The organism is Pseudomonas entomophila L48 (assembly GCF_000026105.1).
GTDB classification, from domain to species: Bacteria; Pseudomonadota; Gammaproteobacteria; order Pseudomonadales; family Pseudomonadaceae; genus Aquipseudomonas; species Aquipseudomonas entomophila.
On sequence record NC_008027.1, the window covers coordinates 153,688 to 176,908 of the forward strand.

Below are 23,221 nucleotides of genomic sequence, written 5' to 3' on the forward strand. Positions count from 1 at the left end.
GCTGGATATGGGGCGTTTCAAGGACAACCTGCGCCGTTACTTCAAGGGTTCCGAATCCCTGGCCGGGCAGCCACTGCCCGAGGTCAACAAGGCGCTGATCGAGGATGCGCCGCGCATCGTGCGCCTGACCATCTGGGGTGTGATCGCGTTCTTCCTGTTCATGATCGTCTGGGCCAGTGTCGCGCCCATCGACGAGGTGACGCGCGGGGAGGGCAAGGCCATCCCGTCGTCCAAGGTGCAGAAGATCCAGAACCTCGAGGGCGGTATCGTCGCCGAAATCTTCGCCAAGGAAGGGGAGATCGTCGAAGTCGGCCAGCCGCTGCTGCGCCTGGACGAGACCCGCTTCGCCTCCAACGTCGACGAAACCGAGGCTCTGCGCCTGGCCATGGCCCTGCGTGTGCAGCGCCTGAACGCCGAGGTCGAGGACAAGACACTGCAGATCGATGAAGAGCTGCGCAAGGCTGCCCCCAGCCAGGCCGCCAACGAGCAGTCGCTGTACCAGAGCCGTCGCCAGCAGTTGCAGGATGAGGTGGCAGGTTTGCAGCAGCAACTGGTGCAGAAGCAGCAGGAGCTGCGCGAGTTCAACTCCAAGCGCGCCCAGTACGCCAACAGCCTGCAGCTGCTGCGCCAGGAGATCGCCATGTCCGAGCCGCTGGTGGCCCAGGGCGCGATCTCCCAGGTCGAAGTGCTGCGCCTGCGCCGCGCCGAGGTCGAGAACCGTGGCCAGATGGACTCCACCAGCCTGGCCATCCCACGGGCCGAGGCAGCGATCAAGGAAGTCGAGAGCAAGATCGAGGAGACCCGCGGCAAGTTCCGCAGCGAGGCGCTGACCCAGCTCAACGAGGCGCGCACCGAGCTGAACAAGGCCACCGCCACCAGCAAGGCGCTGGATGACCGGGTGAACCGCACCGTGGTCACTTCGCCGGTGCGGGGCATCGTCAAGCAGCTGCTGGTCAACACCATCGGCGGGGTGATCCAGCCGGGCAGCGACATCATCGAGATCGTGCCGCTGGACGACACCCTGGTGATCGAAGCGAAGATCCTGCCCAAGGATATCGCCTTCCTGCACCCGGGCCAGGAAGCCACGGTCAAGTTCAGCGCCTACGACTACACCATCTACGGCGGCATGAAGGCCAAGCTCGAGCAGATCGGCGCCGACACCATCACCGACGAAGACAAGAAGACCACCTACTACCTGATCAAGCTGCGCACCGATAAAAGCCACCTGGGTACGGACGAGAAGCCGCTGCTGATCATCCCGGGGATGGTGGCGACGGTGGACATCATGACCGGCAAGAAGACCATCATGAGCTACCTGCTCAAGCCGATCATCAAGGCCCGCAGCGAGGCGTTGCGCGAACGCTGATCGATCTTGTGGGAGCGGCCTTGCGTCGCGAAAGGGCCGCGCAGCGGCCCCCGCTTCCTGCATCGGCGCTGGTTCCCTGGGGCTGCTTCGCAGCCCTTTCGCGACGCAAGGCCGCTCCCACAGGTGAGCGTAAGGTCTGAAGGCGCAACCCCTTCATATGTATATGCTCTAACGGTATTTAAAATATCGTTCTTATGACTTTATAGTCACTCCCACTGCGTACCCGCCGACCAATCGGCGCGCCGCACGACTCGAACCCACACGGGCAAACCCCGTGCGTTTCCGATCGTTGCGCGCCCTGAAGTCGCGCACTGCGTGGGAGTGACCAATGCCAGCCGCCTCGAACGCCTTGTCGTCCATCGACAGCGCCCTGCCGCAAACCTTCGACATCCGCCCGTTCCCGGGTGCCGTCGGCGCCGAGATCGTCGGCCTCGACCTGGCCCGACCGGTCAATGTCGAGGATTTCACCCGAATCCACCGCGCCCACCTGGACCACCATGTCCTGGTGTTTCGCGACCAGCGCATCAGCCCCGAACAACAGATTGCCTTCAGCCGCCGCTTCGGCGAGCTGCAAATCCATGTGCTCAAGCAGTTCCTGCTGGCGGGCCACCCCGAGATCCTGATCGTGTCCAACATCGTCGAAGACGGCCGCAACGTCGGCCTGGGCGATGCCGGCAAGTTCTGGCACTCCGATCTTTCGTACAAGGAACTCCCCAGCCTGGGCTCGATGCTGCATGCCCAGGAGCTGCCCAGCGAAGGCGGCGACACCCTGTTCGCCGACATGCACAAGGCCTGGGACGCCGTGCCCGATGCCCTGCGCAAGGTCGTCGAGGGCCGTGACGCCGCTCACTCCTACACCGCCCGCTATGCCGAGACCAAGTTCGAAGGCAACTGGCGCCCGACCCTCACTGCCGAGCAACTGGCTCAGGTCCAGGAAGTCATCCACCCGGTGGTACGCACTCACCCGGAAAACGGCCGCAAGGCGCTGTTCGTCAGCGAAGGCTTCACCACCCGCATCGTCGGCCTGCCGGATGACGAGAGCCGTGACGTATTGCAGCAGCTGTACGCCCTGAGCGTGCTCGAGCAGCACATCTACCGCCATCAGTGGCAGCCGAACGACCTGGTGTTCTGGGACAACCGTTCGCTGATCCACCTGGCCGCCGGCTGCCCCGCGCACCTGCGGCGCAAGCTGTACCGCACCACCATCCAGGGCGACGCCCCGTTCTGACGACTGAGGACATTCATCATGCGCACATCCATCAGCCGCCTGGCGGCCAGCATCGCCCTGGGCGCCAGCTTGGGTCTAGGCAGCCTCGTGGCGCCCAGCGTGGCCCACGCCGAAGGGCAGATCCGCATCGCCGAGCAGTTCGGCATCGTCTACCTGCTGCTCAACGTGGTGCGTGACCAACAACTGATCGAGAAGCACGGCAAGGAGCAGGGCATCGACATCAAGGTCGACTGGGCCCAGCTTTCCGGCGGCGCGGCGATCAACGACGCACTGCTGTCCGGCTCGGTGGACATTGCCGGTGCCGGTGTCGGCCCGCTGCTTACCGTGTGGGATCGCACCAAGGGGCGGCAGAACGTCAAGGCCGTGGCCTCGCTGGGCAACTTCCCGTACTACCTGGTCAGCAGCAACCCCAACGTGAAGACCATCGCCGATATTGGTGACAAGGACCGCATCGCCGTTCCGGCGGTGGGCGTTTCGGTACAGTCGCGCTTCCTGCAGTACGCCGCCGCCCAGCAGTGGGGCGACAAGGAATACAACCGCCTCGACAAGTACACCCTGGCGGTGCCGCACCCGGACGCCACCGCAGCGCTGCTGGCCGGTGGCACCGAGCTCAACGGGCACTTCTCCAACCCGCCGTTCCAGGACCAGGTGCTGGCCAACAAGAACGTGCATGTGGTGCTCAACAGCTACGACCTGCTCGGCCCCAACTCGCCGACGCTGCTGTTCGCCACCGAGAAATTCCGCAATGACAACCCGAAGACCTACAAGGCCTTCGTCGATGCCCTGGCGGAAGCCGCCGACTTCGCCCAGAAGGACAAGGCCGCCGCCGCCGACACCTACATCCGCGTGACCCAGGCCAAGATCGACCGCGACGCGCTGATCAAGCTGATCGACAACCCGCAGTACGAGTTCACCGTCACCCCGAAGAACACCTACAAGCTGGCCGACTTCCTCTACCGGGTCGGCGCGATCAAGAACAAGCCGGCGTCGTGGAAGGACTACTTCTTCCAGGATGAACGCCCGCTGCAGGGGAGCTGATCACCCATGACCGCCCCCTTGCCAGGCCACGCGGCCAGCAACCTGAGCCCTGTCGCCACGCCACCGCTGCTGGCGGTGGACAACCTGAGCCTCGAATACCGCACCGCCCAGCGCGTGGTGCGGGCCACCCACCAGGTCAGCTTCGAAGTCGACCGCGCCGACCGCTTCGTGCTGCTCGGCCCGTCCGGTTGCGGCAAGTCCACCTTGCTCAAGGCCGTGGCCGGTTTCATCGAACCCCGCGAAGGGCGGATCCTGCTCCAGGGCCAGCCGGTGCGCGGCCCCGGGCCGGACCGCATCGTGGTGTTCCAGGAGTTCGACCAACTGCCGCCGTGGAAAACGGTGAAGCAGAACGTGATGTTCCCGCTGCTGGTGTCCGGGCAGCTCAAGCGCGCCGAGGCCGAGGAGCGGGCGCTGCACTATCTGGACAAGGTTGGCTTGGCGGCCTTTGCCGACGCCTATCCCCATACCCTGTCCGGCGGCATGAAGGCCCGCGTGGCCATCGCCCGGGCACTGGCGACGCAGCCGAAGATCCTGCTGATGGACGAGCCGTTCGCCGCGCTGGACGCGCTTACTCGCCGCAAGATGCAGGAAGAACTGCTGCTGTTGTGGCAAGAGGTGCGTTTCACCCTGCTGTTCGTCACCCACTCCATCGAGGAGGCGCTGGTGGTCGGCAACCGCATCCTGCTGCTGTCGCCGCACCCCGGGCGGGTGCGGGCTGAAGTGCATAGCCACCAGTACGACCTCGGCAGCCTGGGTGGCAGCGATTTCCAGGCCAGCGCCAGGCGTATTCACCGCCTGCTGTTCGACCAGGCCGATGCCCCGGAGCAAGCGGGTGATCTGGGCTTCAACGACATCCGTATCGCCTACTGACAGGAGCCAGGGCATGACGACGACACCTGTACGCCAGGAATACGAAGTGCAACTGCAACCCCTGCCCGGGGTGCCGCTGGAGCGTGAGCTGCCGGTAGCGCAACGGTTGTGGCAGCAGGGCTGGCTGCGCAAGGCACTGATCCTGGCGCTGCTCGCAGGCATCTGGGAGGCGGTGGCCCGCTATACCGGCAATGACCTGCTGCTGCCCAGCTGCCTGCAGACCGCCACGGCACTGTGGGATGGCCTGGCCAGTGGCGAGCTGCCGGCCAAGGTCGGGGTTTCGCTGGTGGTGCTGCTCAAGGGCTATGTGCTGGGTATCGTCCTCGCCTTCGGCCTGACCAGCCTGGCGGTTTCGACGCAGTTGGGGCGTGACCTGCTGGGTACCCTCACCTCGATGTTCAACCCCTTGCCGGCCATCGCTCTTTTGCCACTGGCGTTGCTGTGGTTCGGGCTGGGCGACAACAGCCTGATCTTCGTGCTGGTGCATTCGGTGCTCTGGGCGCTGGCGCTGAACACCTACGCAGGTTTTCTCGGGGTTTCCGAAACCCTGCGTATGGCAGGACGTAACTACGGCCTGCGCGGTCTGCGCCTGGTGCTGCACATCCTGGTGCCGGCGGCGCTGCCGTCGATCCTGTCCGGGCTGAAAATCGGCTGGGCGTTCGCCTGGCGCACGCTGATCGCCGCCGAGCTGGTGTTCGGCGCCAGCAGCGGCAAGGGTGGGCTGGGTTGGTACATCTTCCAGAACCGCAACGAGCTGTACACCGACAAGGTGTTCGCCGGGCTGGCGGTGGTGATCCTGATCGGCTTGCTGGTGGAGGGGCTGGTGTTCAACACCCTGGAACGGCTGACGGTAAGGCGCTGGGGGATGCAGCGCTAGCCGCAGGGCACTGGGTCTCTGTAGGAGCGGCTTTAGCCGCGATGCAGGCGACGCGGTGTCTGGCACCCGCTTCGCGGGTGATCGCGGCTAAAGCCGCTCCTACAGGCCTTGGTACTGGGCGGCGGCGGCGGTCAGCGTGCGGGCGATCTCCTCGCGCAACGTGCTCGGCAACTCCACCACCAACCCCTGCCCCTGGCTCAGCAACCACCAGCGCAGCGGCCAGCCATCGACCACCGTGGCCCGCAACCGGTGCCCCTGCTCCAGCGCGGTCAGCTGCATGTCTGCGGTCAACGGCGCCTCGCGCAACTGACGGGCCAGGTGGTCGCTGACCCACGCCTGCAACTCGACCCCTTCACCCACGACCGGCTGCAGCGAATCGCCACGCAGGTAGCCCTGCAGATCGAAATTCCCCCGCAGCTCGCTACCCGCGCTGGCCGACCAGTGCCAGCCAAACGGAATGCTCTTGTCGTTACGCTCCAGCGGAAAGATCAGCGACAGCTCGTTCAGGTCCCGTTCCACCGTGCGCTTGCTGACACTGAAGCCCACGTCACGCAGGCGCCACACCAGCTCGGCGCTGGTGATCCCGGGTGAGCGGCTGGGCAGCTGGCGCAGCAAGGCCCATTGGCGGCTGAGGGTGGCGCGGGTGGTGGCGAACGGCAAAAGGAAACGTCCTTGTCTAGGCTATGCCGCCATAGGATGGCGACACGGGTGGGGCATGGCAATTGGCCACAGCCTGCTCAGATCAAGGAACAGGCAAATGGTTGCCAGGGATCGAATCGTTCGCGACAGGTTTTGTCGTGGCATCGCGCAGAATCACGCCTCATCACAGTCGTGGTCGGTGCTGTGGGTCGTTCAATGAGGATGAACATGTCTGCTGCCAGCAATATCCATTCGCTGCTCGCGCGGCTATTACCCGAGCGGATCGTCCCGGCGCCGGCGCGCCCGGGGCAACGCCACCGGCTGTTCGCCGGGATCGGCATGCCGAGCCAGCAGGCGCTGGCGGGCGAGCGCTTCGGCCTGGTCGACCGCCTGGATGAAGCGGTCGACTTGCAGGCGATCTATGCCGACCTCTGCCGCCAGGCACTGCTGGGCAACGTGGCGGTGCTCAACGACCTGGGCTGGATCTGGCTCAACGGCAAGTACTGGCGTGGCGACACGGTGCTGGCGGGGCACCTGTTGCGCATGGCGGCGTTGCAGGGCAATGCGGCCGCCTGGTTCAACCTCGGGCAGCAGCACTACTTCGGCAAGGGTGTGGATATCTCCTATGCCAACGCCGCCGAGTACTACCGGCATGCCTTCGAGCGCGGCATGCCCCTGGCCGCGGCCGCGCTGGGGGACCTTTACGAGGAAGAAGTCTGTGACGGTGGCCAGGACTGGCAGGTCGACCCCTGCGAAGCCTACCAGTGGTTCCTGCGCGGGGCCCGGCAGGGTGAGACGCGCTGCCGTTTCGAGGTGGGCTATCGCCTGTTGCATGGGCTGTATGTGGACCCGGATACCAAGGCCGCGCTGTACTGGCTCGAGCTGGCGGCGGCGACCGGGGTGATGCAGGCGGCTGAAGAGCTGGCGGTGCATTTCAGTAGCCGCGATGCGGCGCGCTACCTGGGGTGGCGGGACCAGGCGATCAAGCTGGGTAGCAACCTGGCGTTGACCATGAAGCTGGAAGATCAGATCCAGCCATGACCCATTGCTTTGAGGCGTCCTCTGTAGGAGCGGCTTCAGCCGCGATCACCCGCGAGCGGCTGCCAGGCACCGCGTTGCCGGCATCGCGGCTGAAGCCGCCCCTACAAGGTTCATGAACAACCTTTCATCCAAACCTGCCATCGCCCCCGGTTGACGACAGGGGGAGGGCAGGGCGTATATTGATAGTTAGCAAACTATGAATATCCTCGGTTCCCTCTATGTCCCTTGACGCACTGCACCTGAAGATCAGCAGCGGCATGGTCGTGGCCGCCCGGCATTGGCGTCGCCTGTGCCAGGGTGCGCTGACCGGCTATGGCATTTCCGAAGCCTGCGCCGTGCCGTTGCTGATGATCGTGCGCCTGGGCGACGGCGTGCACCAGGTGGCGGTGGCCCAGGCAGCCGGGTTGGAAAGCCCATCGCTGGTGCGCCTGCTCGACCAGCTGTGCAAGGCAGGCCTGGTGTGCCGCAGCGAAGACCCGCTGGACCGCCGCGCCAAAGCCCTGAGCCTCACCGCCGAAGGCCGCGCCCTGGCCGAGTCCATCGAGGGTGAACTGGTGCGCCTGCGCCGTGAAGTGCTGCACGGCATCGACCAGGCCGACCTGGAGGCCACCCTGCGCGTGATCCAGGCCTTCGAAGCGGCAGGCGCGCTACCATGAGTGGTTTCTTCAGCTCGGTGCCCCCGGCCCGCGACTGGTTCTATGGTGTGCGCACCTTCGCCGCCTCGATGATTGCCTTGTACATCGCCCTGCTGATGCAGTTGCCGCGCCCGTACTGGGCGATGGCCACGGTGTACATCGTCTCCAGCCCGTTCCTCGGCCCGACCACCTCCAAGGCACTGTACCGCGCCCTCGGCACGCTGCTGGGCACCGGTGGGGCAATCTTCCTGGTGCCACCGCTGGTGCAGTCGCCCCTGCTGCTGAGCATCGCCATCGCCCTGTGGACCGGCACCCTGTTGTTCCTCTCGCTGAACCTGCGCACGGCCAACAACTACGTGCTGATGCTGGCCGGCTACACCCTGCCGATGATTGCCCTGGCCGTGGTCGACAACCCGCTGGCGGTGTTCGACGTGGCGTCGTCCCGCGCCCAGGAAATCTGCCTGGGGATCGTCTGCGCGGCGGTGGTCGGCGCGGTCTTCTGGCCTCGGCGCCTGGCACCGGTGGTGGTCGGCGCCACCGGCAGCTGGTTCAACGAGGCGATCCGCTACAGCGACACCTACCTCGCCCGCGAAGCTAGCGCCGACAAGCTCGGCGGCATGCGCGGCGCGATGGTCGCCACCTTCAACTCGCTGGAGATGATGATCGGTCAGCTCGGCCATGAAGGCGCCGGCCCGCACACCCTGAAAAATGCCCGTGAGCTGCGCGGCCGAATGATCCACTTGTTGCCGGTAATCGACGCGCTCGACGATGCCCTGGTCGCCCTGGAAGGCCGAGCCCCTGCCCAGTTCGCCCAGTTGCAACCGGTGCTGGACAACGCCCGCGAATGGCTCAAGGGCACCGCCGACAGTGCCTCGGTGGCGCGCTGGACAGCCCTGCATGAGCAGATCGACCGCCTGCAACCTGGCGCTGCGGCCATCGACCAGCGCGCCGAGTTGCTGCTGTCCAACGCGCTCTACCGGCTGACCGAGTGGGCCGACCTCTGGCAGGACTGCTGCACCCTGCAGCATGCCTTGCGCACGGACGATGCCAAGCCCTGGCGCGCGGTGTATCGCCACTGGCGCCTGGGCCGCCTGACACCGTTCTTCGACCGTGGCCTGATGCTCTACTCGGTGTTCTCCACGGTTACCGCCATTGTCGTCGCCTGCGGCCTGTGGATCGGCCTGGGCTGGAACGACGGCGCCAGCGCGGTGATCCTCGCCGCTGTGTCGTGCAGCTTCTTCGCCGCGATGGACGACCCGGCGCCGCAGATCTACCGGTTCTTCTTCTGGACGTTGATGTCGGTGATCTTCTCCAGCCTGTACCTGTTCCTGGTGCTGCCCAACCTGCACGACTTCGCCATGCTGGTGCTGGCCTTCGCCGTGCCGTTCATCTGCGTCGGCACCCTGACCGTGCAGCCGCGCTTCTACCTGGGCACCTTGCTGACCATCGTCAACACCTCGACCTTCATCAGCATCCAGGGTGCCTACGACGCCGACTTCTTCACCTTCATCAACGCCAACCTGGCCGGCCCGGTGGGGCTGCTGTTCGCCTTCATCTGGACCCTGGTCGTGCGCCCATTCGGCGTGGAGCTGGCGGCCAAGCGCATGACCCGCTTTGCCTGGCGCGACATCGTCGAGATGACCGAGCCGGCCACGCTGGCCGAGCATCGCCAGGTCGGCGTGCAGATGCTTGATCGCCTGATGCAGCACCTGCCGCGCCTGTCGCAGACCGGCCAGGACAGCGGCGTGGCCCTGCGCGACCTGCGCGTGGGCCTGAACCTGCTCGACTTGCTGGCCTACCTGCCCCGGGCCGGCAGCCAGGCCCGCGAGCGCCTGCGCACCGTGGTCGAGGAAGTCGGCGGCCACTACGCCGCCTGCCTGCGCGCCAACCAGCGGTTGCACGCCCCGGCGGCGCTGCTGCGCAACATGGAGCGCGCGCGCCTGGCGCTGAACCTGGACGAACTGTACGAACGCGGCGATGCCCGCACTCACCTGCTGCACGCCCTGGCTGGCCTGCGCCTGGCGCTGCTGCCGGGGGTCGAGGTGATGCTCGAGCCTGCCGAACAAACGCAACTGCCCCCCGGCCTCGACGGAGCGCCCCTGTGATCGGTGAACTGGATATCAGCGGGGTGTTCCTGCCCACGCTGCTGGTGATGATGTTTGGTACCTACCTGTTGTACCTGGGCGTGCACGCGGTACTGGTGCGCCTGCATTTCTACCGCCTGGTCTGGCACCGGGCGTTGTTCAACGTTGCCCTGTATGCCGTGCTGCTTGGCGCGGTGGACCACTTTTGCCGAAGCCTGATGCTGCCATGAAAAAACCTTTGCTGACCCTGGGCCGCGTGGTCCTGACCTTGCTGGTAGTGACCTTCGCCGCCGTGCTCGTGTGGCAGATGGTCGTGTACTACATGTTCGCACCGTGGACCCGCGACGGGCATATCCGCGCCGACGTGATCCAGATCGCCCCTGATGTATCGGGGCTGATCCAGAAGGTCGAGGTGCGCGACAACCAGAACATCAAGCGCGGCGATGTGCTGTTCACCATCGACCAGGACCGCTTCACCCTGGCCTTGCGCCAAGCCAAGGCGACCCTGGCCGAGCGCCAGGAAACCCTGGCCCAGGCTTCGCGCGAAGCCCAGCGCAACCGCAAGCTGGGCAACCTGGTGGCGGCCGAGCAGCTGGAAGAGAGCCAGTCCCGCGAGGCCCGCGCGCGCTCGGCGGTCAATGAAGCCCAGGTGCAGGTGGACGTCGCCCAGCTGAACCTGGACCGTTCGGTGGTGCGCAGCCCGGTGGACGGCTACCTGAACGACCGCGCCCCACGCGCCCACGAGTTCGTCAGCGCCGGCCACCCGGTACTGTCGGTGGTCGACAGCACCTCCTACCACGTCGATGGCTATTTCGAAGAAACCAAGCTGGATGGCATCCACATTGGCGACGCCGTGGAAATCCGCGTGATGGGTGACAACACCCGCCTGCGTGGCCGCGTGCAGAGCCTGGCCGCCGGCATCGAGGACCGTGACCGCAGCAGCGGCGCCAACCTGCTGCCCAACGTCAACCCGGCGTTCAGCTGGGTGCGCCTGGCCCAGCGGATCCCGGTGCGTATTGCGTTCGACGAGGTGCCGGAAGACTTCCGCATGATTGCCGGGCGCACCGCCACGGTGTCGATCATCGAGGACAAGCGCCCATGAAACACCTGATCCTGGCCGGGCTCAGCCTGTCCTTGGGCGCCTGCATGATGGTCGGCCCGAACTATGAGGTGCCCAAGGACGCAGCCGTGCAGCGCGCCGACCTCAACGGCCCGCTGCGCCAGGACGCCGACAGCGTGGTATCGGCACCGGTGGCCGAGGACTGGTGGCAGCTTTACCAAGACCCGCGCCTCGACACGCTGGTGCGTCAGGCCCTGAGCGCCAACACAGAATTGCGCGTGGCCGCCGCCAATATCGCCAAGGCACGCGCCCAGGTCGAAGTGGCCGAGTCCCAGGGAGGCTTCAACGGCGGTGTCAAGGCGGGCGCCCAGCGCCTGCAGGAGTCCGGCGAAGCCTTCCTGCTGCCGGAGAAAGTGCCGGTGGCCAACATCGGCGAGGCGATCATCAGCGCCAGCTACCAGTTTGACCTGTGGGGCACCTTCAAGCGCGGCACCGAGGCTGCCAAGGCCAATGCCGACGCGGTGCAGGCGGCCGCCGACACCGCGCGCATCACCCTGGTGGCCGATGTCGTCAGGGCCTACACCCAAGTGTGTTCGGCCAATGAGGAATACCACATCGCCCGCGAGTCGCTGGACCTGCAGGAGCAGAGCGTGCAACTGACTCAACGCTTGCGCGACGCCGGCCGCGGCGACGAGACCCAGGTCACTCGTTCGCAGACGCAGTTCAAGTCGCTGCGTGCCGAGTTGCCCCGTTTCAAGGCCGAGCGCGAGGCCGGCTTGTATACGCTGGCCGCGTTGCTGGCCAAACCAGTCGAGCAACTGCCTGCGGGCACCGCCGATTGCGCCGAGCTGCCGCAGCTGGCGCAACTGATCCCGGTGGGTGACGGCGCCGCATTGCTCAAGCGCCGCCCCGACGTGCGCCAGGCCGAGCGCCAGCTGGCGGCGGCAACCGCCTACATCGGCGTGGCCACGGGCGCGTTGTACCCGGACATCAGCATCGGCGCCCAGGTGGGTACCATTGGCCTGCTGGAGAACCTCGGCGAGCCCTCGACCAACCGTTGGGGCTTCGGCCCGCAGATCAGCTGGAACATCCCCACCAACGGCACCCGCGCGCGCATTCGCGAGGCAGAGGCTTCCACCCAGGCGGCATTGGCGCACTTCGATGGCGTGGTGCTCAACGCCATCCGCGAAACCCAGACCCGGCTGGCCCAGTACAGCGCCTTGCTCGACCGCCGCGACGCCCTGGCCGACGCCGAGCGCTCGGCCAAGGAATCGGCGGACCAGACGCACCTGCGTTACCAGGTAGGGCGTGAGTCGTTCCTCGCCGACCTGCAGGCAACCCGTACCTACACCGATGTACGGTCACAGTTGGCGGCGGCGAACAGCCAGGTGGCGATGGGGCAGATTGGCGTGTTCCTGGCCTTGGGCGGGGGCTGGAAAGGGGCGGCCCGGCAATAGCGAGGTACTTATCCACAGGCTCCAGCGCGGCTTGGAGCCTGCCTTGCAGCGTTGCGTCGAAATATCCTCTTGGTCCATAGGAATGCTCCTACTTGCAATAGAAGCGTTTCCTTGCCAATCAGCGACTTGTCCGCGCCGTAGCGCCTTGATACAAAGCGCTCCTTTCCTCTACCGTTTCCAACCAATTCCCCACTTCGCGGACATTCATCACCCATGTCGCTGGCCTGCCTGCGCAGCTTTTTCCTTCCCGCCCTGCTGGCCTCGACGGCCGTGCTGGTGGCATCGTTCCACCTGGAATCGGTGGTCGGCCTTGTGCCTTGCGCACTGTGTTTCAGCCAGCGCCTGATGCTCGGGGTGTACGCCCTGGTGTGCCTGGCCGCGCTCGTGCACTCGCCCGCCGCTCGAGGGCGACGTGCCTATGCAGGGTTGGCGCTGGCGAGCGCGTTCGGCGGCGCGCTGCTGGCCGGCCGGCATGTCTGGCTGCAGGGCGACCCTCAGGTGGTCGACGGTTGTCACCTGCCGGTCGAGCAGGTCCTGCAGCGCCCGTTGGGCGAAATCCTGCAGATGTTCCTGCTGGGCAGCCCGGATTGCGTTTCCATCAGCTGGAGTTTCCTCGACCTGACCTTGCCTGAATGGAGCTTGCTGGCGTTCCTGCTGCTGGCTGCGATGCCCTTGTCCTGGCTGGTGGCGTATCGTTTCCGCAAGCGCGCAATGGCTTGATCCAGAGCAATGTCGCGGGGATTGCTCGACCAGTGGCAGGTGGGATCGGGATTAAACGCTTGTATGAACTTTGTCCACTGCGTACCTTGAAGGGCAGGTCGCGCGGGAATAATCTCGCAGCACGCATACCCAAAACACACCTGTTCGATGCCGTTCTGCTGATGTCACCTTTGTGCCACGGTATTGTGTCGCGAGGTGCAGCGGCATCTATCCAGAAGGGAAGAGATCGTCATGCTCGATAGTTGCCAGAACGCCCAGGAACGCTGGGGCGGTGTTCACAAGCTGATCGATCGTTGGCTGGAGGAGCGCCAGGAGCTGGTGCAAGCCTTCCGCGCACTGCGCGATGCCAAGCCGGCCTTTGCCGACAAGGACAAGAACCGCGATTTCTGCGCACTCCTGGTCGATTATGTCTCGGCCTGGCACTTCGAAGTCAGCGAGCAGCTGGTCAGCGAAGCCAAGGCCTTTGGCGATACCAAGGCCCTGGAGCTGGCCACGCAGATCAACCCGCGTATCGATGACAGCACCCAGATCGCACTGGCCTTCAACGACCATTGCGAGAAGGGCGAGTGCACCGACCCCGAGCGTTTCGCCGACAAGCTGGGCAAGTTGGGCGGCCTGTTGCGCGAACGCTTCGAGCTGGAGGACTGCCTCATCGAAGTGCTGCATACCGCGCACAAGGAAGAGGACGCGCTGCAGGCCTGACTCAGTCGGCCACCGCCAGCAGTTCGATCTCGAACACCAACGGGGTGTAGGGCGCGATCAGGTCGCCCGCGCCGTCGGCGCCATAAGCTTGCGCCGACGGTATCACCAGCCGCCATTTCGACCCCGCCTTCATCCTGGGCAGCGCCACTTGCCAGCCTTCGATCACCGAGTCCAGCTTGAACCACTGCGGTTGCTGGCTCTGGTCGAACACCGAGCCGTCCGGCAGTTTCCCCACGTAACGCACCTGCACGCTGCCGGTGGCCTTGGGTTGCGCGCCGTTGCCGCTGGCCAGTTCGCTGTAGAGGATGCCCTCGGGCAACTCATGGACGCCGGCGCGTGCGCGCTCGGTGGCCATGAAGCGCTTTTCCGCGTTCAGCAGGGTGTCCACGCGCGCCTGTTCGGCGGCGGCGTTGGCCTGCTCTTCATGCTGCTGCAGGATCGCATCCATCTGTGACTTGGCGATCCGTGGCGGCTGGCCCTGATAGGCCTGGCGCAGGCCTTCGACCAGGGCATCGAGTTGCAGGCCAGGTACCTCCTGGCGCAGGCGTTCGCCCAGGCTGGCGCCGAGGCTGTAGGCCAGGTCGCTGTCGTTGCCGGGTGGGGACTCGGGGTTGGCCAGCGCCAGTGGGGCCACCAGGCACAGGCCGAGAATCAGGTAACGAGGCATGGTCGACTCCTGCTGCAAAGAGCGCGAAGTATGCCAGCGTTGTCGAAGAAAGATGTGCAATTGTCGGCAAGGAATTAACAGGCAACTACACTTGCTTCCAGCTGCAAGACAACAACTTTGCCCAGGCATGCAACGCGGCGCTACTGATACTGTCAACATGCCCTAGCGGCAGTAGCAGCAGAAGCATAGTATGAGTCGCACTCTCGTCAGCCAGGAGGTAATCCATGTCGGCCAAAAAGAAAGCAGTCAGTACGCCGTTGCACCTGCTCCAGCAACTTTCGGGCAGCCTGCTCGAACATTTGGAAGATGCCTGCTCCCAAGCGCTGGCGGATGCCGAGAAACTGTTGGCCAAGTTGGAAAAACAACGTGGCAAGGCGCAGGAGAAACTGCACAACGCGCGCCTGAAGTTGCAGGACGCGGCCAAGGCCGGCAAAGCCAAGGCACAAGGCAAGGCACAGAAAGCAGCCGGTGAATTAGAAGCACTGCTCGATGCGCTCAAGGAGCGTCAGGCGCAGACCCGTACTTATATCCAGCAACTCAAGCGTGACGCCCAGGAAAGCCTGAAGTTGGCGCAGGGCGTGGGCAAGGTACGCGAGGCCGCAGCCAAGGCGCTGCACTTGCGCTCCGAAGCACCGAAAGCCGCTGCAAGGCCGGCGGCCAAGCCAGCTGCAACAAAGGCCCCGGCCAAGGCCGCCACTGTGAAACCTGCAGCCAAGCCAGCCGCCAAACCCGCTGCCGCGAAGGCCCCGGCCAGGACCGCCGCTGCAAAACCTGCAGCCAAGCCTGCCGCTAAACCTGTCGCTGCGAAGGCCCCGGCCAAGACCGCCGCTGCGAAACCTGCAGCCAAGCCAGCCGCCAAACCTGCTGCGGCGAAGGCCCCAGCCAAGACCGCCGCCGCAAAACCTGCAGCCAAGCCTGCTGCTAAACCTGTCGCTGCGAAGGCCCCGGCCAAGGCCGCCGCTGCGAAACCTGCGGCCAAGGCCGCCGCCAAACCTGCCGCCGCGAAAGCCCCGGCCAAGCCCGCCGCTGCGAAACCCGTAGCCAAGCCCGCCGCCAAACCTGCTGCCGCGAAAGCCCCGGCCAAGCCTGCTGCTGCAAAGCCTGCAGCCAAGCCAGCCGCCGCCAAGGCCCCGGCCAAGCCAGCCACCGTCAAGGCTCCAGCCAAGCCTGCTGCTGCGAAACCCGTCGCCAAGCCCGCCACACCAGCCGCCAGCGCCACGCCGGCTCCAGCGGCCAGCCCGGCAGCGCCAGCCGCCGCGGCGGCCAGCACCCCGGCTCAGTCGCCTTCCTCGGCCTCCTGAAGCCTCCGGGCCACGGCGCGCAGCGTATGCAGCGCGTCGTGATCCCGGGCCAGGTCCGGTGCCAGCCGGGCCAGCCAATCTTCCGTCCCATTCTGTTCGGCGGGCCAATCGCGGGCCAATGCTTCCAGGCGCTCAAGCAGCGTGCGTTCAGCCTGTAGCTCCAGGTACTTCACTTGCTCACGCAGCACGCTCAAGTTCGGGTCGGCCAGCGCCTGCTCGCGCCACTGCTGGCGTAGCGTGCGCAGCGGGAAGACCACGTCCTGCTGCCAGGGGCTGGCTAATGCTTGAAGGGCCTGTATCCGTTGTTCATTCGGGGCTACCTGGCGTGCCTGCAGCCAGGTACCGCAGAGCAGCAGGCAGACATCGCCGCCCAGCGCCTGGAGGGCCAGGCAGGCGCCTTCGACACCCGGCCGTGCGTACAGGGCCAAGGCATGGTTCCACAGGTCGGTGTGCATGGTTTCACTCGCGCCAGTGATCGGGGAAGCTGGTAGACTCCGCGACCATCATGATCAGACTATCGAACCTCACTTTACAGCGTGGTCCACAGCGCCTGCTAGAAGGCGCCGAGATGACCCTGCACACCGGTCACAAGGCCGGCCTGATCGGCGCCAACGGCGCCGGCAAATCCAGCCTGTTCGCGCTGCTGCGCGGTGAGCTGTCGCCCGATGCTGGCGACTGCCTGCTGCCTGGCGACTGGCGCATCGCCCACATGCGCCAGGAGGTCGACACCCTCGACCGCATCGCCGTGGACTATGTGCTCGATGGCGATGCCCGCCTGCGCAAGGTCCAGGCCGACCTGGCCGCCGCCGAGCAAGCCCACGACGGCACCGCCCTGGCGCGCCTGCACAGTGAGCTGGACAGCGCCGACGGCTACAGCGCCGACGCGCGTGCGCGCAAGCTGCTGGCCGGCCTTGGGTTCACCAACGAGCAGATGGACCGCCGTGTCGGCGACTTCTCCGGTGGCTGGCGGATGCGCCTGAACCTGGCCCAGGCATTGATGTGTCCGTCCGACCTGCTGCTGCTCGACGAACCGACCAACCACCTGGACCTGGACGCCATCCTCTGGCTCGAGGACTGGCTCAAGGGCTATCCGGGCACGCTGCTGCTGATCTCTCACGACCGCGACTTCCTCGATGCCGTGGTCGACCATGTGCTGCATGTCGAGCAGCGCAAGCTCAACCTCTACAAGGGCGGCTACAGCGCCTTCGAGCGCACCCGCGCCGAACGCCTGGCGCAACAGCAGCAGGCCTACGAGAAGCAGCAGGCGCAGCGCGCGCACATGGAAAAGTACATCGCCCGCTTCAAGGCCCAGGCCACCAAGGCCCGCCAGGCGCAGAGCCGGATCAAGGCCCTGGAGCGCATGGAGGAGCTGTCGGCGGCCCATGTCGACTCGCCGTTCGACTTCGTCTTCCGCGAGTCCGAGAAGATTTCCAGCCCCTTGCTCGACCTGTCCGAAGGTCGTCTGGGCTACGGCGACAAAGCCATCCTCGAGAAGGTCAAGCTGCAGCTGGCGCCCGGAGCGCGCATCGGCCTGCTCGGCCCCAATGGCGCGGGCAAGTCGACCCTGATCAAGAACCTGGCCGGTGAGCTGCAGCCTTTGTCAGGGCGCCTGGTGCGGGGTGAGAACCTCGCCGTCGGTTACTTCGCCCAGCACCAGCTCGACTCGCTGGACGACAAGGCCAGCCCGTTGCTGCACCTGCAACGCATCGCCCCCGGCGAGCGCGAGCAGACCCTGCGCGACTTCCTCGGTGGCTTCGACTTCCACGGCAACCGCGTCGACGAGCCGGTGGTCAATTTCTCCGGTGGCGAAAAGGCGCGCCTGGCCCTGGCGCTGATCGCCTGGGAACGGCCGAACCTGCTGCTGCTCGATGAACCGACCAACCACCTGGACCTGGAGATGCGCCTGGCGCTGACCATGGCCCTGCAAGAGTTCGCCGGCGCCGTGGTGGTGGTTTCCCACGACCGTCACTTGCTCAAGAGCACCACCAACGACTTCTTGCTGGTGGCCGATGGCAAGGTCGACACCTTCGACGGCGACCTGGACGATTACAGCCGCTGGCTGGTCGAGTACCGTCAGCGCAACGCGCCGGCCAACAGCACGCCAGTCAACCCGGACAAAACTGACAAGAAGGCCCAGCGCCAGGCTGCCGCGGCCTTGCGCCAGCAGTTGGCGCCGCACAAGAAGGCGGCCGACAAGCTGGAAACCGAGCTCAACCAGGTCCACAAGGCACTGGCCGAGATCGAAGCGGCGCTGGGCGACAGTGGCTTGTACGAGGCCTCGCGCAAGGATGAGCTGCGCGACCTGCTGGCCCGCCAGACCACGTTCAAGCAACGCGAAGGCGAGCTTGAAGAGGCCTGGATGGAAGCCCTGGAAACGCTGGAAAGCATGCAGGCCGAGCTCGAGGCGCTGAGCTGATGGAGGAACTGCGTTCGCTGCTGCCAGGGCAATGGATGGACACGTTCTGGCTGGGGCTGCAGATCCTGCTGATCCTGATCGCCGCGTTCATCCTGCAGCGCATGGTCGCCCGTGGGTTGAGGAGCCTGGGCGAGCGTTATCCGCTGCCGCACGAATTGATGGTGCCGGTGCGCGGTGCCTTGCGCTGGCTGATCATGGGCAGCGCGCTGCTGTTCGTGCTGGAGCGCATGGGGGTGTCGGCCACGGTATTGTGGACGGCGCTCTCTGGCTTCGTTGCGGTGGCGGCGGTGGCCTTCTTCGCCATCTGGAGCGTGCTGTCCAACCTGCTGTGCGCGGTGCTGATCTTCACCGTGGGGCCGTTTCGCATCGGCGATGTGGTCGAGCTGGTCGATACCCTGGACAAGCCGGGGGTGAAAGGCCGGGTGATCGCCATCAACCTGCTGTACACCACGCTGATGGAGACGCCCGAGGCGGGTGGGGCGCTGGTGCAGGTGCCGAACAGCCAGTTCTTCCAGAAGGCGGTGCGGCGTTGGCGGGGGGCTGAAGTGCCTGTGCCTGTCAAAGACCCGGCCATCGAGGCTGATTGAAGCCTCACGTCACCCGCACTGGCCGGTTCGCCGGCAAAGCCGGCTCCTACGGGTGCAGCGCAGTGCTTGTGGATGGTGTAAAAACCACTGGTTATTTTTTCGCCAGCACCGTAGCTTAACGTTTTGCAATAAATGTTCGAGCGAGGTGTGCGATGTCGATGGAAACGTGGTTGGCCTTCTTTGCCGCGTGCTGGGTGATCAGCCTGTCGCCGGGCGCCGGGGCGATCGCCTCGATGTCCAGCGGGCTGCAGTATGGCTTCTGGCGTGGCTACTGGAACGCCCTGGGGCTGCAACTGGGCCTGATCGTGCAAATCGCCATCATCGCCGCCGGTGTCGGCGCCATCCTCGCCGCTTCGGCCACCGCCTTCCAGATCATCAAGTGGTTTGGTGTCGTCTACCTGGTCTACCTTGCCTACAAGCAATGGAAGGCCTTGCCGATGGACATGAGCGACGAGTCCGGCGTGCGCCCGATCGGCAAGCCGCTGAGCCTGGTGTTCCGTGGCTTCCTGGTCAACGTCAGCAATCCCAAGGCGTTGGTGTTCATGCTCGCGGTGCTGCCGCAGTTCATCAACCCGCATGAAGCGCTGCTGCCGCAGTACGTGGCGATCACCGTGACCATGATCAGCGTCGACATGCTGGTGATGGCGGGCTACACCGGGCTGGCGTCGCGGGTGCTGCGCCTGTTGCGCACCCCTAAACAGCAGAAGCGCCTGAACCGTACGTTCGCCGGGCTGTTCATCGGCGCGGCGACCTTCCTCGCGACCCTTCGCCGGGCGCCGATCTAAACTTCATCCTGTAGGAGCCAGCTTGCTGGCGAACGGACCTGTTCGCCAGCAAGCTGGCTCCTACAGGGGATCGTGTGGCTTCAACGTTGTTTGTCGACCAAACCCTTGAGCAGGTCCACCGGCAACGGAAAGACGATGGTCGAGCTCTTGTCCCCGGCAATCGCCCCCAACGTCTGCATGTAGCGCAACTGCATCGCCCCAGGCTCCTTGCCCAGCATCTGTGCTGCCTGCATCAGTTTCTCCGACGCTTGCAACTCGCCCTCGGCATGGATCACCTTGGCCCGCCGCTCGCGCTCGGCCTCGGCCTGGCGGGCGATGGCGCGGACCATCGACTCGTTGAGGTCGACATGCTTGATCTCGACATTGGCCACCTTGATGCCCCAAGCGTCGGTCTGCGCGTCGAGCACGGCGCGGATGTCGGCATTGAGCTGCTCGCGCTCGGCCAGCAGTTCGTCGAGTTCGTGCTTGCCGAGCACCGCGCGCAAGGTGGTCTGGGCCAGCTGGCTGGTGGCGCTGAGAAAATCCTCGACCTGGATGATCGCCTTCTGCGGGTCGAGCACGCGGAAGTACACCACGGCGTTGACCTTCACTGACACGTTGTCGCGGGTGATCACGTCCTGGGGCGGCACGTCGAGCACCACCGTGCGCAAGTCGACCCGCACCATCTGCTGGATCCCCGGGATCAGGATGATCAACCCCGGCCCCTTGACCTGCCAGAAGCGCCCGAGCTGGAACACCACCCCGCGCTCGTACTCGCGCAGGATACGCAAGGCCGACAGCAGCAACAGGGCCAGCAGCACCAGCAGGGTGCCGAAACCGAACTGCATGAACATCTTCACTCTCCTTGCGCCGTGGGCGCGGTGGCGCTGACTTCGAGCGTCAGGCCGTTACGGGCCAAGATCCTGACGTGCTGGCCGGGTTGCAAGGGGGTCGCGCACTGCGCCTGCCACTGTTCGCCCTGGGCCTGTACCGAGCCGAGGAACGGGTTGTCCTGGTGTACCACGGTCACGGTGACCAGGCTGCCCACCAGCCCGGCGTCACCGCTGACCAGCGCCCGCCGGCGTGCCCTGAGCGCCATGCCCAGCACGCCGCCGAGCAACAGTGCCGAGACCACGGCGAGGCTGATGATCAGCGCCAAGGGAATGCCGAAGCCGGGAGCATCGGTGTCCAGCAGGATCAGTGCGCCAACCACGAAGGCGATGATGCCGCCGAAGCCGATCACGCCGAAGCTGGGCAGGAACGCTTCGGCAACCATGAAAGCGATCCCCAACAGGATCAACGCCACGCCGGCATGGCTGACCGGCAACAGTTGCAGGGCGTACAACGCCAGCAGCAGGCAGATGCCACCAACCACGCCTCCCGCGCCGGTGCCGGGGTTCATGAACTCGAACAACAGGCCGTACACCCCGATCATGATCAGGATCAGCGCCACGCTGGGGTTGGTGATCACTGCCAGCAGGCGTGTGCGCCAGTCGGGCAGGTGCTCCACCACTGCAGCGTTGGCGGTGCGCAGTTGCACGGGCTGGCCGGCGACCTGCAAGGTGCGGCCATCGAGCTGGCGCAGCAGTTCAGGCAGGTCGCTGGCGACCAGGTCGATCACCTTCAGGCGCAGGGCTTCGCTGGCCGAGAGACTCACGGCTTCGCGTACCGCTTTTTCCGCCCAGTCGGCGTTGCGCCCGCGCAACTCAGCCAGGCCGCGGATATAGGCGGCGGCATCGTTGACCTGCTTGCGAGCGAGGGTGTCGTCCTCCTTGTTGGCGGGCGGTTTGTCGCCCATGCCAGGCGCGCCGATCTGCACCGGTGTCGCCGCGCCCAGGTTGGTACCAGGCGCCATCGCCGCTACATGGCTGGCATAGAGGATGTAGGTACCGGCGCTGGCTGCCCGGGCGCCGCCGGGAGCGACGAAGGTGACCACTGGCACGGGGCTGGCGAGGATGGCCTTGATGATCTGGCGCATGGCGCTGTCCAGCCCACCGGGAGTGTCCAGGCGGATCACCACCAGTTGCGCGCCTTGTCCCTGCGCCTGCTCCAGGCCGCGCAGCAGATAATCGGCGCTGGCCGGGCCGATGGCGTCGTCGACGCTCAGCAGCCAGGCATCGGTGCCCGGCGCGGCCTGGCCGCTCGGGGCAAGACCAAGCAACAGCGACAGCAGCAACACGCGCCAGCCGTGAGCGATCACCTGTCGTCACCTCGTGCGGACCTGTTCCTGAAGTTTAGCCGTGCGTGACCGACCACGGCCTAAACTTGAGGGTGGGGGCTAAACCGGAGGTGCATCATGCGAATGGCCAAGACCCTTCAGCAGCGCCTGGACCAGGCCAACTGCGACTACGACATCGTTCCCCATCCACATTCGGCCACCAGCCTGGAGTCGGCGCGCACGGCCGGCGTGCCCGCCGAGCGGGTCGCCAAGTCGGTGATGCTCGACGACCGCCATGGCAACTACATCATGGCCGTGCTGCCGGCCAACCGGCACCTGGACATGACCGAGGTGCGCATGACCGGCGCCTGGCAGCTGACCCGCGAGAGTGCGTTGCCCAGCCTGTTCGGTGACTGCGAACGTGGCGCGATCCCGGCGCTCGGCGACGCCTACAACATCCCGATGCTGCTCGACCGCACACTGACCCGCCAGGGTGATGTCTACCTCGAGGCGGGTGACCACGATCACCTGATCCACATGAGCATGGAGCAATACTTGAAACTGGTGCCGCACGCCCAAGTGCGCGAATTGAGCTGATGCTCGCAACCAACGCCGGGCTGGCGTCGTGGACGACCGCCCGGCCAGAGGAGTGAACCATGGAAGCGCCGATCCACAAGTTTTCCGAACTGTTCAAGCAATTGGGGCTGCCGGACGATCCGCTGGGCATCGACCAGTTCATTACCAGCCATTCCCCGCTCAAGGGGGATGTGAAGCTGGTGGATGCGCCCTTCTGGAACGATGCCCAGCGGGGGTTTCTCAAGCAAAGCATCGAGGAAGATGCCGATTGGGCGGAGCTGTTCGATCAGCTCAATGAAGCCTTGCGTCGTCCACGAAAATAAAGCGCCGAGCGGCACCTGATGGGTGATCGGGCCGTTGCTATGCTCAGGAAAAACAACAGGGGATGGCGCGATGAAAGATCCCTACGCACCAGGTTTCTGGTGCTCCGTGACGATCCTGGGCACCCTGACAGCCGGCTACTTCTACGGTATCCGGCACACCCAGCAGATGAGCCAGGCCGTGCAGTTTCTGTATGCCGCCGCCGCGGTCACCGCGGCGGTGTCGTTGTGCGGGCTGGCATGGATCGCCTGGCAGCAGTTGCACCTGAACCGCCGTGAAGTGGCCCAGGGGCGAACACTGCTGACCATCTGGAACACCAAGGTCGCCCTGCGCCGGGTCGAGACGGTGTTCGACCGTTATTTCTGGGGCAGCTACTGGCATTCCGGGCGCACGTTCGAAGAGGTCATGGGCGAGCTCAAGGGCACCCCCCTGGAGCAGAGTCTGGATGCCCTCAAGCGCCAGTGCCGGGAGCTCGACCGGGAAGTGCATGATCACCATCACCATTGGCTGGCCAATGCCCGCGACCTGTCCAGCGTGGCCACGGCCATGGCCCGTGAACGCTACCAGCTGGACTTGTGCGACGCGCCGGTGCGCGACGGTGGCAACACCGCCGTGCTCAACCGTGACCTGGAAGTGCTGGTGTACACCTGGTCGGCGCGGCTGCGCAGCTTCGACCATCAGCTGGACGAGCTGGAGCGCGCCTACCACTGAGGG

General features: G+C 65.6%; 25 protein-coding genes. 20 read left to right on the forward strand and 5 right to left on the reverse strand.

The features are described from left to right. Positions 1 to 7 precede the first annotated feature (7 nt). From PSEEN_RS00645 to PSEEN_RS00665, 5 genes are all read left to right on the forward strand, one after another. Complete coding sequence (locus tag PSEEN_RS00645; RefSeq protein ID WP_193383916.1) at positions 8 to 1,366, forward strand: HlyD family type I secretion periplasmic adaptor subunit; 1,359 nt, start codon at positions 8 to 10, stop codon at positions 1,364 to 1,366. A 328-nt stretch (positions 1,367 to 1,694) separates the two neighbouring features. Then, positions 1,695 to 2,594, forward strand: a complete 900-nt coding sequence (locus PSEEN_RS00650; protein ID WP_011531582.1) for a TauD/TfdA dioxygenase family protein — start codon at positions 1,695 to 1,697, stop codon at positions 2,592 to 2,594. A gap of 18 nt (positions 2,595 to 2,612) precedes the next feature. After that, on the forward strand, positions 2,613 to 3,632 hold the full coding sequence (locus tag PSEEN_RS00655) for an ABC transporter substrate-binding protein (RefSeq protein ID WP_011531583.1): 1,020 nt from the start codon (positions 2,613 to 2,615) through the stop codon (positions 3,630 to 3,632). A gap of 6 nt (positions 3,633 to 3,638) precedes the next feature. Continuing rightward, the gene (locus PSEEN_RS00660) at positions 3,639 to 4,502 is read left to right on the forward strand and encodes an ABC transporter ATP-binding protein (RefSeq protein WP_011531584.1); all 864 of its coding nucleotides are present in this window, start codon (positions 3,639 to 3,641) and stop codon (positions 4,500 to 4,502) included. A gap of 13 nt (positions 4,503 to 4,515) precedes the next feature. Beyond that, on the forward strand, positions 4,516 to 5,379 hold the full coding sequence (locus PSEEN_RS00665) for an ABC transporter permease (RefSeq protein ID WP_011531585.1): 864 nt from the start codon (positions 4,516 to 4,518) through the stop codon (positions 5,377 to 5,379). Positions 5,380 to 5,478: 99 nt separating this feature from the next. Here PSEEN_RS00665 and PSEEN_RS00670 read toward each other — a convergent pair whose 3' ends face one another. Continuing rightward, on the reverse strand, positions 5,479 to 6,039 hold the full coding sequence (locus tag PSEEN_RS00670; RefSeq protein WP_011531586.1) for a WCX domain-containing protein: 561 nt from the start codon (positions 6,037 to 6,039) through the stop codon (positions 5,479 to 5,481). 207 nt (positions 6,040 to 6,246) lie between these two features. Between PSEEN_RS00670 and PSEEN_RS00675 the strand changes: the two genes are divergently transcribed. The 8 genes from PSEEN_RS00675 (at position 6,247) to PSEEN_RS00710 (ending at position 13,717) form a co-directional block, all read left to right on the forward strand. Continuing rightward, positions 6,247 to 7,059, forward strand: a complete 813-nt coding sequence (locus PSEEN_RS00675; RefSeq protein WP_011531587.1) for a tetratricopeptide repeat protein — start codon at positions 6,247 to 6,249, stop codon at positions 7,057 to 7,059. A 218-nt stretch (positions 7,060 to 7,277) separates the two neighbouring features. Continuing rightward, positions 7,278 to 7,715, forward strand: a complete 438-nt coding sequence (locus tag PSEEN_RS00680; protein WP_011531588.1) for a MarR family winged helix-turn-helix transcriptional regulator — start codon at positions 7,278 to 7,280, stop codon at positions 7,713 to 7,715. Next, positions 7,712 to 9,799: an FUSC family protein gene (locus tag PSEEN_RS00685; RefSeq protein WP_011531589.1), complete on the forward strand. Its 2,088-nt coding sequence runs from the start codon at positions 7,712 to 7,714 to the stop codon at positions 9,797 to 9,799. Before PSEEN_RS00680 ends, PSEEN_RS00685 begins: the two co-directional genes overlap by 4 nt. After that, complete coding sequence (locus PSEEN_RS00690) at positions 9,796 to 10,008, forward strand: DUF1656 domain-containing protein (RefSeq protein WP_011531590.1); 213 nt, start codon at positions 9,796 to 9,798, stop codon at positions 10,006 to 10,008. Before PSEEN_RS00685 ends, PSEEN_RS00690 begins: the two co-directional genes overlap by 4 nt. Next, positions 10,005 to 10,880: an efflux RND transporter periplasmic adaptor subunit gene (locus tag PSEEN_RS00695; RefSeq protein ID WP_011531591.1), complete on the forward strand. Its 876-nt coding sequence runs from the start codon at positions 10,005 to 10,007 to the stop codon at positions 10,878 to 10,880. The genes PSEEN_RS00690 and PSEEN_RS00695 overlap by 4 nt, the downstream gene beginning before the upstream one ends. Further along, positions 10,877 to 12,295 carry an efflux transporter outer membrane subunit gene (locus tag PSEEN_RS00700; RefSeq protein WP_011531592.1) on the forward strand — a complete coding sequence of 473 codons (1,419 nt, stop codon included), beginning with the start codon at positions 10,877 to 10,879 and terminating at the stop codon, positions 12,293 to 12,295. Before PSEEN_RS00695 ends, PSEEN_RS00700 begins: the two co-directional genes overlap by 4 nt. Before the next feature lie 213 nt (positions 12,296 to 12,508). Beyond that, on the forward strand, positions 12,509 to 13,015 hold the full coding sequence (locus PSEEN_RS00705) for a disulfide bond formation protein B (protein ID WP_011531593.1): 507 nt from the start codon (positions 12,509 to 12,511) through the stop codon (positions 13,013 to 13,015). A 231-nt stretch (positions 13,016 to 13,246) separates the two neighbouring features. Then, a complete protein-coding gene (locus PSEEN_RS00710; RefSeq protein WP_011531594.1) occupies positions 13,247 to 13,717 on the forward strand; it encodes an Rsd/AlgQ family anti-sigma factor in 471 nt (156 codons plus the stop codon). A 1-nt stretch (position 13,718) separates the two neighbouring features. Here PSEEN_RS00710 and PSEEN_RS00715 read toward each other — a convergent pair whose 3' ends face one another. Beyond that, on the reverse strand, positions 13,719 to 14,384 hold the full coding sequence (locus PSEEN_RS00715) for an FKBP-type peptidyl-prolyl cis-trans isomerase (RefSeq protein ID WP_011531595.1): 666 nt from the start codon (positions 14,382 to 14,384) through the stop codon (positions 13,719 to 13,721). A 224-nt stretch (positions 14,385 to 14,608) separates the two neighbouring features. Between PSEEN_RS00715 and PSEEN_RS00720 the strand changes: the two genes are divergently transcribed. Next, positions 14,609 to 15,685, forward strand: coding sequence for an AlgP family protein (locus PSEEN_RS00720; protein WP_011531596.1), 1,077 nt, complete (start codon positions 14,609 to 14,611; stop codon positions 15,683 to 15,685). On the opposite strand, the gene PSEEN_RS00725 is transcribed toward PSEEN_RS00720, so the two are convergent. Continuing rightward, positions 15,661 to 16,140 (reverse strand): TIGR02444 family protein, encoded by a 480-nt coding sequence (locus PSEEN_RS00725; RefSeq protein WP_011531597.1) that lies wholly within the window; start codon positions 16,138 to 16,140, stop codon positions 15,661 to 15,663. The two genes, PSEEN_RS00720 and PSEEN_RS00725, sit on opposite strands and share 25 nt — an antisense overlap. A 50-nt stretch (positions 16,141 to 16,190) precedes the next feature. On the opposite strand from PSEEN_RS00725, the gene PSEEN_RS00730 reads away from it, so the two are divergent. From PSEEN_RS00730 to PSEEN_RS00740, 3 genes are all read left to right on the forward strand, one after another. After that, positions 16,191 to 18,101, forward strand: a complete 1,911-nt coding sequence (locus tag PSEEN_RS00730) for an ATP-binding cassette domain-containing protein (RefSeq protein ID WP_011531598.1) — start codon at positions 16,191 to 16,193, stop codon at positions 18,099 to 18,101. Beyond that, positions 18,101 to 18,688: a mechanosensitive ion channel family protein gene (locus PSEEN_RS00735; RefSeq protein WP_011531599.1), complete on the forward strand. Its 588-nt coding sequence runs from the start codon at positions 18,101 to 18,103 to the stop codon at positions 18,686 to 18,688. The genes PSEEN_RS00730 and PSEEN_RS00735 overlap by 1 nt, the downstream gene beginning before the upstream one ends. 152 nt (positions 18,689 to 18,840) lie before the next feature. Next, entirely contained in the window at positions 18,841 to 19,473 is a 633-nt protein-coding gene (locus tag PSEEN_RS00740; RefSeq protein WP_011531600.1) for a LysE family transporter, read from the forward strand. Between the two features lie 80 nt (positions 19,474 to 19,553). On the opposite strand, the gene PSEEN_RS00745 is transcribed toward PSEEN_RS00740, so the two are convergent. Both PSEEN_RS00745 and PSEEN_RS00750 read right to left on the reverse strand, forming a co-directional pair. Next, a complete protein-coding gene (locus tag PSEEN_RS00745) occupies positions 19,554 to 20,306 on the reverse strand; it encodes a slipin family protein (protein WP_011531601.1) in 753 nt (250 codons plus the stop codon). Positions 20,307 to 20,308: 2 nt separating this feature from the next. Further along, positions 20,309 to 21,652, reverse strand: coding sequence for an NfeD family protein (locus tag PSEEN_RS00750; protein WP_011531602.1), 1,344 nt, complete (start codon positions 21,650 to 21,652; stop codon positions 20,309 to 20,311). A gap of 96 nt (positions 21,653 to 21,748) precedes the next feature. On the opposite strand from PSEEN_RS00750, the gene PSEEN_RS00755 reads away from it, so the two are divergent. The 3 genes from PSEEN_RS00755 (at position 21,749) to PSEEN_RS00765 (ending at position 23,218) form a co-directional block, all read left to right on the forward strand. Continuing rightward, positions 21,749 to 22,207 (forward strand): aminoacyl-tRNA deacylase, encoded by a 459-nt coding sequence (locus PSEEN_RS00755; protein WP_011531603.1) that lies wholly within the window; start codon positions 21,749 to 21,751, stop codon positions 22,205 to 22,207. A 59-nt stretch (positions 22,208 to 22,266) separates the two neighbouring features. Then, the gene (locus PSEEN_RS00760) at positions 22,267 to 22,509 is read left to right on the forward strand and encodes a DUF2789 domain-containing protein (protein WP_011531604.1); all 243 of its coding nucleotides are present in this window, start codon (positions 22,267 to 22,269) and stop codon (positions 22,507 to 22,509) included. Positions 22,510 to 22,579: 70 nt separating this feature from the next. Beyond that, positions 22,580 to 23,218: a hypothetical protein gene (locus tag PSEEN_RS00765; RefSeq protein WP_011531605.1), complete on the forward strand. Its 639-nt coding sequence runs from the start codon at positions 22,580 to 22,582 to the stop codon at positions 23,216 to 23,218. The last annotated feature ends 3 nt before the right edge of the window (positions 23,219 to 23,221 follow it).

Coding starts and splice junctions, on each gene's coding strand:
- PSEEN_RS00735 (WP_011531599.1), top strand. CDS start 18,101: ATGGAGGAACTGCGTTCGCTGCTGCCAGGGCAATGGATGGACACGTTC.
- PSEEN_RS00645 (WP_193383916.1), top strand. CDS start 8: ATGGGGCGTTTCAAGGACAACCTGCGCCGTTACTTCAAGGGTTCCGAA.
- PSEEN_RS00740 (WP_011531600.1), top strand. CDS start 18,841: ATGTCGATGGAAACGTGGTTGGCCTTCTTTGCCGCGTGCTGGGTGATC.
- PSEEN_RS00710 (WP_011531594.1), top strand. CDS start 13,247: ATGCTCGATAGTTGCCAGAACGCCCAGGAACGCTGGGGCGGTGTTCAC.
- PSEEN_RS00660 (WP_011531584.1), top strand. CDS start 3,639: ATGACCGCCCCCTTGCCAGGCCACGCGGCCAGCAACCTGAGCCCTGTC.
- PSEEN_RS00755 (WP_011531603.1), top strand. CDS start 21,749: ATGCGAATGGCCAAGACCCTTCAGCAGCGCCTGGACCAGGCCAACTGC.
- PSEEN_RS00695 (WP_011531591.1), top strand. CDS start 10,005: ATGAAAAAACCTTTGCTGACCCTGGGCCGCGTGGTCCTGACCTTGCTG.
- PSEEN_RS00655 (WP_011531583.1), top strand. CDS start 2,613: ATGCGCACATCCATCAGCCGCCTGGCGGCCAGCATCGCCCTGGGCGCC.
- PSEEN_RS00705 (WP_011531593.1), top strand. CDS start 12,509: ATGTCGCTGGCCTGCCTGCGCAGCTTTTTCCTTCCCGCCCTGCTGGCC.
- PSEEN_RS00650 (WP_011531582.1), top strand. CDS start 1,695: ATGCCAGCCGCCTCGAACGCCTTGTCGTCCATCGACAGCGCCCTGCCG.
- PSEEN_RS00675 (WP_011531587.1), top strand. CDS start 6,247: ATGTCTGCTGCCAGCAATATCCATTCGCTGCTCGCGCGGCTATTACCC.
- PSEEN_RS00745 (WP_011531601.1), bottom strand. CDS start 20,306: ATGTTCATGCAGTTCGGTTTCGGCACCCTGCTGGTGCTGCTGGCCCTG.
- PSEEN_RS00720 (WP_011531596.1), top strand. CDS start 14,609: ATGTCGGCCAAAAAGAAAGCAGTCAGTACGCCGTTGCACCTGCTCCAG.
- PSEEN_RS00725 (WP_011531597.1), bottom strand. CDS start 16,140: ATGCACACCGACCTGTGGAACCATGCCTTGGCCCTGTACGCACGGCCG.
- PSEEN_RS00760 (WP_011531604.1), top strand. CDS start 22,267: ATGGAAGCGCCGATCCACAAGTTTTCCGAACTGTTCAAGCAATTGGGG.
- PSEEN_RS00730 (WP_011531598.1), top strand. CDS start 16,191: ATGATCAGACTATCGAACCTCACTTTACAGCGTGGTCCACAGCGCCTG.
- PSEEN_RS00715 (WP_011531595.1), bottom strand. CDS start 14,384: ATGCCTCGTTACCTGATTCTCGGCCTGTGCCTGGTGGCCCCACTGGCG.
- PSEEN_RS00665 (WP_011531585.1), top strand. CDS start 4,516: ATGACGACGACACCTGTACGCCAGGAATACGAAGTGCAACTGCAACCC.
- PSEEN_RS00700 (WP_011531592.1), top strand. CDS start 10,877: ATGAAACACCTGATCCTGGCCGGGCTCAGCCTGTCCTTGGGCGCCTGC.
- PSEEN_RS00680 (WP_011531588.1), top strand. CDS start 7,278: ATGTCCCTTGACGCACTGCACCTGAAGATCAGCAGCGGCATGGTCGTG.
- PSEEN_RS00685 (WP_011531589.1), top strand. CDS start 7,712: ATGAGTGGTTTCTTCAGCTCGGTGCCCCCGGCCCGCGACTGGTTCTAT.
- PSEEN_RS00765 (WP_011531605.1), top strand. CDS start 22,580: ATGAAAGATCCCTACGCACCAGGTTTCTGGTGCTCCGTGACGATCCTG.